We start from the raw sequence: 10,354 nt of genomic DNA, 5'->3' as shown, positions 1-10,354 counted from the left end.
GATGGTCATTGCGCGGGTCTTCCAGGTCTGCAAAGTATGCGAGCAAGCTCGTTTCGGGTAGCATGGCAGCCTCCTTGTCGTTTGGCTGCCATTGTCCTACATTAGAGTTTCACATGCGATTGCCCTATGCCTGCGCGCACCCGCATGGCCGATGTATCGGCTGGCGCGGTACACTCTGCGATCACGGTTCGGTATTCTGTCCTGGAAGGTTCCTGCGCCATGCCGCTCCAGTTCCACTACCTGGCTCCCGTCCGACTGCCGACGGAAAAAGCCCACGGCCTCCAGATCGTCCATAATTGCGAGGCGCTGGCCGCCGCTGGCGCTGCTGTGACGCTCTACGCTGCCACCCGCTTTCAGCCGCCGGAGCTGCGCGGGCGGGACATCTGGACAGTCTACGATGTGCCGCGCGACGCCTTCCGGCTGCGCTATGTCCCGACGCTGGATCTGCTGCCACTGGCCGGGGGCCGGATTAACCGATTCACCCAGGCTGCGCACTACCTGCAGCTGGCGACCTACAGCGCCGCGCTGTGGCTGCTGCTGCGCAGTACAGCGGCAGACGCGGTGTACTACAGCCGCCATCCGCTGGTACTGGACGCGTTGCGCCGCTTCAAACCGTCGCGGCGGTTGTTCTGGGAAGTGCACAGCCTCTCCGCGGACAGGCGCAAACGGCAGGCGCAGGCCGATCTGGCACGGGCCATCGGCGGGGCGCTGACTGTCACCCGCCACATGGCCGACATGCTGGTGGAACTGGGCGTCCCGGCGGAACGGGTGCTGGTCGTCCCGGATGGCATCCGCGCGGAACGCTTCGCCGCCATGCCCGGCCAGGCGGAGGCGCGGGCAGCGCTGGGCCTGCCGCCGGAGGCGTTCATCATCGGCTACATGGGCCGCCTGCACACGCTGAACATGGGCAAAGGTGTCGATGACCTGATCCTGGCCATCGCCCGCCAGCCGGAGCGTGCCCTGCACCTGTTGCTGGTCGGCGGCCCGGAGGAGATGGCGGCGGCTTACCGGGTGCAGTGGGTGGCGCTGGGCCTGCCGCCGGAGCGTTTTCACGCGCCGGGGCAGATCGCCGCTGCGGAAGTGCCGCGCGCGCTGGCGGCCTTTGATGTCGCCGTCATGCCGTTCCCCTGGACGGAGCACTTCGCTTACTACGCCAGCCCGGTCAAGCTGTTCGAGTATATGGCCAGCGGGCGGCCCATTGTGGCGACCGATCTGCCCAGCACGGCTGAGATCGTCCGCCATGAGGAAACAGCGCTGCTTGTTCCGCCCTCGGACGTGGACGCGCTGGCGGCGGCGCTGGCCCGCCTGCAGGATGACCCGCCGCTGCGTACCTGCCTGGCAGAAAACGCCCGGCGGCTGGTCTTTGAGCGCTATACCTGGGCGGCGCGGGCAGCGCAAATCCTGGACTTCGTGCAGCGCAGGTAAAGGGCACCTCTACCTTGACTTGCCCGGCGCGCCTGAAAGCTGGACGTGTTTCGTGCTACACTGAAAGTATCGCCGGCTTGAGCGCACAGGAGGCAGTCATGCCCACGTATGTCATGCTCAGCAACCTGACCGACGAAGGCTCCAAGACGATCAAGCACAACCCGGAACGGATCAAAGAGGTCAACGCTGAACTGGAGACGCTGGGGGTCAAAGTTGTGGCCCAGTACGCCACGCTTGGCCCGTACGATTTCGTCAACATCGTGGAAGCCGCGGATAACCTGGCCGTCGCCCGTGTTTCCGCAGAACTGGCCTCGCGCGGGACGATCCGGCTGACCACCCTGCCGGCCATCGATATTGACTCGTTGATTGCCGCTCTCAAGTAGAGTCTTTGCCCCAGGAAGGACAAAAAAACGCACAGGCTGCCCCGTTAACGGGACAGCCTGTGGCTTTTTCAACGCCGAACGGCGGGCTGGCTAACGGCCCAGCCGCACCTGAAGCTGCTGCCGCAGCAGCACCGGCTCGCAGCCGGAGAGGCAATCCTGTGTCCGATCGCGCAGGCGCAGCTGGTCAGGCACCCCATCGCAATCGCAGTCGCAGTCGCGCAGGCGCAGCCGGTCAGGCTCCCCATCCTGCAGGCTGTCCTGAGCGTGCAGGCGCAGCTGATCGGGCACGCAGTCGCAATCCTGCACGTTGCAATCCTGCAACATGATCTGATCGCGACTCTGCTGGCGCAGGCGGTCCCCACCGCCCTGCGCCGCGACCACTGACGCCATCGCCAGCAGCGCCACCAGCACAATCACTGCCATCCCTTTGCTCACTACCCGGTCAGACATGCTCAGTTCTCCTTGTGACTATGTTGGATGTTGGTACGACAGGCATCACAGGGGCCCCTGTTCGCCATCTGACTTCGCCATTAAAACCGCGCCAGGGGGGGGTAATGTCACACTTTTTTTCATGCGCTGCCAGGAAAATCACAGAAAACAGGTCAATCAGGGTCGGCAAGAGCCAGCCTGTGGCAGCAACCGGCTCCGGAAAACATCGAGGGCGCTGCTGCGCCCCCGATGCCTGTACGCTATTGAACCACTGCCCACACTCATTCCCGGCGGCGGCCCCCTTTGAGCTGGCTGGTCAGCTTCTCAAAGCCTTCCCAGTCGCCCTTGGCCGCCAGCGCCGCCTGTTCCGGCCAGGTCTTGGGCGCGCCGGGGAGAATGTGCACGCCTGTGGCCCGCAGGTCGGCCTCCAGCCTGTCCGGGTCGGTGGCGGCAAGCTGGGCGAAGGTTGTGATGCCCATCGCCCGCAGGGCAGCGTCAACCTTGGGGCCAATGCCCTCGATGCGCCGCAGATCATCGGGCGCGGCGGGAGCAGCCGCTTCACTGACCGCCACAGGCGCAGCCTCCGCCGGGGCTGGTTCAGTTGCTGCTGGCGGCTCCGGAGCGACGGCAGCCTCTATTGCCTGTGCTTCGGCTGCGGCGGCAACCGGCTCAGCCGGGTGCGCAGCCTCCTCAACCTGGCTGGCGCCGGGGCGGTAGCCCTGCGCGGAACGCGCTGACCCGCGTAACGCCCACCACAACAGCACGACCAGCACGACGGCGGCAATAAACAGAATCAGCCAGAAGCCCAGTTGATCGCTGGTCGCTTGCTGCTGAAGACCGGAGAACCCAAGCTGGCTCAGGCTGCCGAGCAGCAGCCCCACAAGAATCAGGTTGCGCCGAAACATAAACCACCACTCCTTACACCTACACAGGTCAGAAGGAAACAGCATACTATATGCCGGCTTGCCGACCATGGCAGAACCGGGAAAGCAACCTGCACGCCCACTACCGACGGCGCTGGCCCGCCGCCGGATGGCGCTCTCCGGCGACCTTGCGGCAGTCGGCGAACACTGGACTCTCCCTAACTATACTGGAAAGTGGGCAAAAGGACATAAGCCCGCTTCTTCAGTCTTCAGCGGACGCGGGTGCAGTTCGGCGTAGACCCTGGCAACAACCCGAAGAAGAGATCAGGAAACCGGGATGCCAGGAGATGGAAAGGCTAAAGGCAACCCTGCCACGTCTCAGGCGGCTTCCCGGCCTCTTTTCCTAAGCCAGTTTGTCAGTCTGGAAGGACCTATCCAGACGAAGGGGATATAATCGGGGTATCTCTGCGCTGCCCGTACACGCCGGCTGTACCACCCGACCTCAATTATCTGGAGCAAGAACGCTTATGGTTTCCACGCAAACCTATGCCGTTGAGGATTTCGCCGCCGAACTGCGGCCGCACCTGAAGGGCGCTATCCGCACCGATCACTTCAACCGTGTCCTGTACAGCACCGACGCCAGCATTTACCAGGTCATGCCGCTGGCCGTGGTGCTGGCAGAAACGCCTGAAGATGTGATCGCCACGATGGAAACCGCTGCCCGCTACGGCCTGCCTGTCCTGCCACGCGGTAGCGGCACCAGCCTGGATGGCCAGGCGGTCAACGAAGCAGTGATCATCGACATGTCGCATCTGGGCCGCATCCTGGAGGTCAACGCCCCGGAGCGATGGGTCAAAGCCCAGCCGGGTCTGATCCTGGCCCGTCTGAACAGCGCCATGGCCCAGCGCGGGCTGATGTTCGGTCCTGACCCGGCTACCGACAATCGCGCTACCCTGGGCGGCATCTGCGGCAATAATTCTACCGGCTCGCACAGCATCCTCTATGGCATGACCGCCGACCATGTGATCAGCATGGAGGTCGTCCTGGCCGATGGCAGCGTGGTCACTTTTGGCCCGCTGGAGGACGCTGTGATCGGCCAGAAGGCGGCGCAGGATACGCTGGAAGGCCAGGTCTACCGCCACATCCCGGCCATCCTGGCGCAAAAGGAAGCCGCCATCCGCGCCCGGTTGCCGCGCACCTGGCGGCGCTGCGGCGGCTACAACCTCGACCGCCTGCTGACCGGCGACACCAGCCAGATCCCGCTGGCTCCCATCCGCTGGACAGACCCACGCTTCAACCTGGCCCGGCTGATGGTTGGCAGCGAGGGTACACTGGGTGCGATCCTCAGTGTGACGCTCAACCTGGTGCCACGGCCCCGGCAGCGGGCGCTGACCATCCTGCATTTTGACGATCTCAACGCCGCGCTGGAATCCGTCCCCGCGCTGCTGGAGGTGGATCCGAGCGCGGTGGAACTGCTCGACCGGATGCAGATGAACCTGTGCCGCCAGTCGCCCTCCTGGGCGCCGCGCCTGAGCTTTGTCAGCGGCGATCCTGCCGTCATCCTGATCACGGAGTTCTATGGCGAGGACGAGGCCGACCTGGTGCGCAAGCTCGACCGGCTGGACGCTCAGATCACCGCCCGCGGCATCCCCGCCAGCGATTACCGCCCCCGCATGCTCGACGCGGCTTCCCAGGCCAACGTGTGGGCTGTGCGCAAGGCCGGGCTGGGGTTGCTGATGAGCCTGCGTGGGGACGCCAAGCCGGTGCCTTTCATCGAGGATGTGGCCGTGCCGGTGGAACATCTGGCTGCTTACGTGCGCGATCTGCAACGTGCGGCGGATGAGGTGGCGGTCACGCTGGCGACTTACGCCCATGTCAGCGCCGGCTGCCTGCATGTCCGCCCGATCCTCAATTTGAAGGCGGAGGAAGATATCCAGAAGATGGTACATCTGGCGCGCACGGCCTGCGACCTGGCGGTCAAATACGGCGGGGCGTGGAGTAGCGAGCACGGCGACGGCCGCTCGCGCTCCTGGCTCAACCGCCACTTCTTCGGTGACGAGGTATACGAAGCCTTCCGGCAGGTCAAGGCGGCCTTTGACCCGGAAAACCGCCTGAACCCCGGCAACATCGTCGACGCGCCGCCGATGACCGAGCACCTGCGCTTCGGCCCCGATTATGCCACCCTGCCGCTTTACGAGCACCTGGACTGGTCGGCGGACTTTGGTTATGCAGGCGCGATTGAGATGTGCAACGGGGCAGGGGATTGCCGCAAGCTGGACGCGGCGACGATGTGCCCCAGCTACATGGTCACCCGCGAGGAGGAGCACAGCACGCGCGGGCGGGCCAACCTGCTCCGCGCAGCCATGAGCGGCCTGATCCCCCGCGATCAGCTCTTTGGCGACCGGCTGGCTGAGGCGATGGAGTTGTGCATTTCCTGCAAAGCCTGCAAGGCGGAGTGCCCCTCCGCGGTGGACATGGCCAAGATCAAGCTGGAATGGCAGGCCCACCGCTACCAGCACACCCGGCCCTCCCTGCGCACCTGGCTCTTTGCCAACATGCCGGTCTTTAGCCGGGTGGGTAGCCTGTTCCATCCGCTGGCCAACGCTGTCCTGCAGAACCGTCTGACCGCTGTCCTGCTGGATGTGACGCTGGGCATCGACCGGCGGCGCAAGCTGCCGCGCTTTGAAAGGGCGTTCCTGAGCCGCAAGCCGGAACCAACGCCAACCGGCAACAAGGTTGTGCTGTATGTGGACACCTGGGCTAACTACAACGAGACGGCCATCGCTCAGGCCGCCTTTGACGTGCTGACTGCCGCCGGTTACGAGGTGATCATCCCGCCTTACGCCTGCTGTGGGCGGACGTACCTCTCCAAAGGCTTTGTCAAACAGGCCAGGGCCGCCGCCGACAAAGTGATGGACATCCTGGCTCCCTACGGGCGAGCGGGCATCCCCATCGTCGGGCTGGAGCCGTCCTGCATCCTGACCATCCGCGACGAACACCAGTACCTGAGCGACCACCCCGACCGGCAGGCGGTGGCTTTCAACACCTATACCTTTGAGGAATTCGCCGCCCTGCACGCCGACGAGTGGGCCGATCTCTTTGAGCCGGATACCACGCCCTGCCTGTTGCACGGCCACTGCCACCAGAAGGCGCTGGTCGGCACCAAACCGGCACACCGGACGTTGGGGCTGGCTCACCGCGGTGTGGAGGAAGTCGATTCGGGCTGCTGCGGGATGGCCGGGGCCTTCGGCTACGAGAAGGAGCATTACGCCCTCTCCAAAGAGATGGCCTTCCGCCGCCTGATCCCGGCGGTAGATAGCACACGCCCGGAGGTCACCATCGTCGCGGCAGGCACCAGTTGCCGCCACCAGATCAAAGACTTCACCGGGCGGCAGGCGCTGCACCCGGCGCAGGTCCTGGCCGCGCGGCTGAAGAAGTGAGGCAGGGACAAAGCCGTGCCGGCTTGGGTGAACTGGAGGCTACAGAGAGGATCGCCGCCTGGCAGCGTTCGCTGCCGCGCTGAGGAGCACCAGGATGGTCGCGCCGCTGATGGCCAGGCCGATCGCCACCGGAGCCGGGCGGAAGGCCAGCAGGACGGTGTGTTCGCCCGGCGTATCGATGTAAACCGCCCGGAAGGCCGTGTTAGCCCGGTAGATCGGGACTGACTGGCCGTCGATGAACGCCTGCCAGCCAGGGTACCACGTCTCGGCCAGCACCAGGTAGGCCGGGGCCGGGGTGTTGACCACCACCGCCAGCGCGCTGGGTTCGTACACAGTGAAGAAGAGACTCCCCCCTGGCGGTGTATCGCCGTCCAGTGCCGGGCCGCCTTCCACATACACGACCGCGTTTGCGTCCCAGGCCGGGGCGTGGATGGCCTCCCAGGCAGCTTCCGGCGTTTCCACCGGGGTAGCGCGGTAGACCAGGCGGGCCAGCGGCTGCGCCCCGGTGTTGAGGTAGATCGTCACGCCGGAGGCCGCCTCGTAGACCGGGACGAAGGTTGCGTCGCCGGGCGGCGCGGCTCCGCTGGCGGCAATCACATACTTGGCTCCCAGAAAGTTGTAGGTTGGCGAGCCGCGCCGTCCCACCCCCCAGTAGTAGGCGTCATAGGCGGCCAGGGCCAGCGGGTTGCTGACGCCGGTGATGTCATATAGCTGCCCGCCGTACAGACTGGCGCTGTCCGGTTGCCAGCCGGGAGCCGCCCCCTCGATACGGAAGGGCGCGTCCGGTGCGGCCTGCAGCCAGGCTACCGCGTCGGCGTGATCGTAGCCTGTGCGCGGATCTTCCGCCTGAACCTCGATCCCTGCGCCGAAGGCGATCAGTTCCGCCGCCACCAGTGCGGCGACGATCCACCCCGCCGACCGCCGCCAGAGCGCACTGCCGCGCGCTGTCAGCGTTTGTAGCGCCAGCGCGGCCAGGCCCGCCGCAGCGAAATCCGCCAGCAGGACGAACCGCGCCGGAGCGCGCAGGCTCCCGAAGCCGGGCAGAATGGCATAGGCCAGGCGGTGGAGGGGGAAGTACCCGCCCAGCGCCAGCAGGAAGCTCAACGCCGCCGCCAGCGCCAGGAAGACGGCCAGGCCGTCGCGGCGGCGCAGACCATGCGCCGCGCCGATGACGGCCAGGGTCAGCGCCAGCGCACCGATGTAACCGACCTCAACGCGATCCCAACTGCCGCTGAAGTCGCGCGGGCCGCGCCCGTAGACCCACGGCGCAACCAGCCCGATCAGGGCCTGCGGCGGCAGGCTGTACCGCGCGGCCTGTTCATAGCTCAGCCCGGCGCGGGTGGTGTAGCCGGTCAACTCCAGTGCTGGCAGCAACGCCGCCGCGCTCAGGCCCAGCGCGATCAGGCCGATCATCAGCAGTTTTCCCGCCATCCGCGCCACCTGCGCCCTGCGCCGCCCAATGACCGCTTCACCCAGCCGCCACAGGCCCGCCAAGCCGACTAGCAGGGCGGTGAAATACGTCATCTGGGCGTGTCCGGCCAGCGTTCCCAGCCCGAAGGTCACACCCGCCAGGATGATCCAGCGGTCGGCCAGCGCCGCCGCTGCCCGGCTGAGATGCACCCGGCCCGGCGCGGACTGCGCTGGCTCAAAGCGGGCCGCTTCCAGCCCGCGCCAGACGCCCAGGAAGATCAGCGGCAGCCAGGCAGCGACGGCGATCAGGTTGAGGTTGCCCTGGTGGGTGACGAACACATCGGAGAGCATGAAGGCGATCGCGCCCGCCGCCGCTGGCGCGGGGAGGAGCGGCGCATCGCGCCGGATCAGGCGCAGGCAGGCATACATCGCGATCCCTGCCAGCCAGATATGGGCCATCACCAGCGCTTCCAGCGCCTGGTAGGGCAGGTCATCCAGCAGCAGGGAGAACAGCAGGTTGGGCGGGTAGAGCACGCCGCTCTGGTTATCCGCCCAGAAGGGCGCGCCGCTGTACTGGTGCGGGTTCCACAGTGGCAATGCGCCGGGCAACAGCCGCGCCGCGAAGCGATAAGTCGGCCACAGAAAGGAGACCAGATCGCCGCCACCGTAGGGCAGCCAGCCGCCCCCCGCCCAGACCGGGGCGAAGAAGATCAGCACCGCCAGCGTGATCAGCAGCAGGGCGGCCAGGTCGGCGTGGGGATGGGCGGTGAGCGAAGCAGGCTGCGGATGGGGCATACGCGGCGCTCCGGATAGGCAGGGGTACGGGCACGAGTATAGCGTGCGGCTTCGCCGCCTGCCGCTGACCGCCGGAAAAAGCACAGGCCAGCGCAGCCAGCGATCCGGCCTCCCGGCCTCTTCTTCCCGCTCGTCGTCCGCTGTTCGCCATCCCTGTTCGGTGCTATAGTGATAGCGGATGAAACGGCCGGGAAGTGGGGAGCGGAGCAGGTATGGCTAGGGGCGTGATCACCACGGCAGGGCTGGAATTTGAGCGCGAAGCCTATGCCCAGGGGTGGCGGCTGATCGCTGGCGTGGACGAGGCCGGGCGCGGGGCGTGGGCCGGACCGGTGGCCGCCGCCGCGGTCATCCTGCCTGTGGAACGCGAAGACCTTTCGACGATGCTGGCCGGTGTCACGGATTCCAAAGCCCTCAGCGCAGAGCGACGCGACGAGCTGGCCGCCCGTATTGAGGAGATCGCCCTGTCCTGGGCGGTAGGCCGCGCCACCAATGTCGAGATCGACGAGAAGGGGATCATTGTCGCGACGCAACTGGCCATGGAACGCGCCCTGCGCAAACTGGAGATTGCCCCCGATTACGTCCTGATCGATGCCATGAGCCTGGCGGAAACTGTCATCCCTGCCGACCGGCAGCGGCGGATCATCAAGGGCGACCAGCGCTCGCTGAGCATCGCCGCCGCCAGTATCCTGGCCAAAGTCTATCGTGACCGCTTTATGCTGGCGCTGGATGAGCAGTACCCGGAGTACGGCTTTGCCTGGCACAAGGGCTACGGCACCCGTCAGCACCGTGAGGAACTGACCGCTCACGGCCCCTGTGTGGCCCACCGCCACAGTTTCCGCCCCGTAATGTCCTGGAAGCAACTCCTGTAGCGGTTGCTGCTACCCGCTGCTGCGTGTTCAGCCCTGGTTATCCAGCCCAGGAGGGTGTGCCGCGCCTGTTTGCTGGCGGGCCTGTTCGATCCAGCTTTCCACATCGGTACGGAAGCCGCCAGGCGGCTGCACAATCGCCCGTACTTCTTCCGGTGTCAGCGCGGCAAGCTGGGCCAGGGTGGTGATCCCCGCCTGCCACAGCCGCCGTTCGTAGACCGGGCCGATGCCGCGCACGTCGCGCAGGCGGGTGATGATCGGGCCAGTCCCCACCGGACGGGCAGCCGGACCGGGCGCGGGACGGGCGGCTTCCAACCGGGCGATGGCCTTGTCAAGCCGGGCTTCCAGCGCCGCCAGGGAAGTGCCCAGCGCCCGCAAGGCGGCGGCATGTTCGTCTTGTTCGCGGCGGATGTCGTTGAGCAGAGCGGTATTGCTGTCCCCGGTGCGTACCGTGAAGCTGGTGGGCAGCTGGGCCACCAGGGCGCTGTGCCGGATCAGGGCGTCGTGGAGGGCCTGCAGGGACTGGCGCAGGGCGGCAATATCGGCTCCCACAACGGGCGGCTCAGCGCCAACCTGTGCTGTAGCGGCTTGCTTCCCGGCCTGCCAGCGGCTAATGAGCGCCGCCAGGGCCAGCGCTGTGAACGCCCCGGCCAGGAACAGCGCCAGCATCACCCAACCGTTGGTCATCTCACCTCCACCTGCATGTAGATGTCAAACCTATTATACGGGAACCGGCCCCGCGC

8 protein-coding genes are annotated in these 10,354 nt (G+C 66.3%); 4 read left to right on the top strand and 4 right to left on the bottom strand.

All coding sequences use genetic code 11. The annotated features are described in order from the left end of the window. Window positions 1-219: 219 nt before the first annotated feature. Complete coding sequence (locus HPY64_16580) at window positions 220-1,425, top strand: glycosyltransferase (GenBank protein NPV68751.1); 1,206 nt, start codon at window positions 220-222, stop codon at window positions 1,423-1,425. A gap of 98 nt (window positions 1,426-1,523) precedes the next feature. After that, a complete protein-coding gene (locus tag HPY64_16575; protein ID NPV68750.1) occupies window positions 1,524-1,808 on the top strand; it encodes a GYD domain-containing protein in 285 nt (94 codons plus the stop codon). A gap of 90 nt (window positions 1,809-1,898) precedes the next feature. Here HPY64_16575 and HPY64_16570 read toward each other — a convergent pair whose 3' ends face one another. Beyond that, the gene (locus tag HPY64_16570; protein NPV68749.1) at window positions 1,899-2,258 is read right to left on the bottom strand and encodes a hypothetical protein; all 360 of its coding nucleotides are present in this window, start codon (window positions 2,256-2,258) and stop codon (window positions 1,899-1,901) included. Between the two features lie 260 nt (window positions 2,259-2,518). Next, window positions 2,519-3,142, bottom strand: a complete 624-nt coding sequence (locus tag HPY64_16565; protein NPV68748.1) for a hypothetical protein — start codon at window positions 3,140-3,142, stop codon at window positions 2,519-2,521. 485 nt (window positions 3,143-3,627) lie between these two features. Here HPY64_16565 and HPY64_16560 point away from each other — a divergent pair, with 485 nt between their 5' ends. Further along, on the top strand, window positions 3,628-6,540 hold the full coding sequence (locus tag HPY64_16560) for an FAD-binding protein (protein NPV68747.1): 2,913 nt from the start codon (window positions 3,628-3,630) through the stop codon (window positions 6,538-6,540). A 39-nt stretch (window positions 6,541-6,579) separates the two neighbouring features. On the opposite strand, the gene HPY64_16555 is transcribed toward HPY64_16560, so the two are convergent. Further along, window positions 6,580-8,745: a hypothetical protein gene (locus HPY64_16555; GenBank protein ID NPV68746.1), complete on the bottom strand. Its 2,166-nt coding sequence runs from the start codon at window positions 8,743-8,745 to the stop codon at window positions 6,580-6,582. Between the two features lie 212 nt (window positions 8,746-8,957). On the opposite strand from HPY64_16555, the gene HPY64_16550 reads away from it, so the two are divergent. Then, window positions 8,958-9,614, top strand: coding sequence for a ribonuclease HII (locus tag HPY64_16550; GenBank protein NPV68745.1), 657 nt, complete (start codon window positions 8,958-8,960; stop codon window positions 9,612-9,614). Window positions 9,615-9,641: 27 nt separating this feature from the next. Here the strand turns inward: HPY64_16550 and HPY64_16545 are convergent, their stop codons facing one another. Further along, window positions 9,642-10,298 (bottom strand): hypothetical protein, encoded by a 657-nt coding sequence (locus HPY64_16545; protein NPV68744.1) that lies wholly within the window; start codon window positions 10,296-10,298, stop codon window positions 9,642-9,644. Between the last annotated feature and the right edge of the window lie 56 nt (window positions 10,299-10,354).

Source organism: Anaerolineae bacterium (assembly GCA_013178165.1).
In the GTDB taxonomy this organism is placed as follows: Bacteria; Chloroflexota; Anaerolineae; order Aggregatilineales; family Ch27; genus Ch27.
Note: the sequence above shows the minus strand (reverse complement) of the source record. Positions and strands in the feature narration are given on the sequence as shown.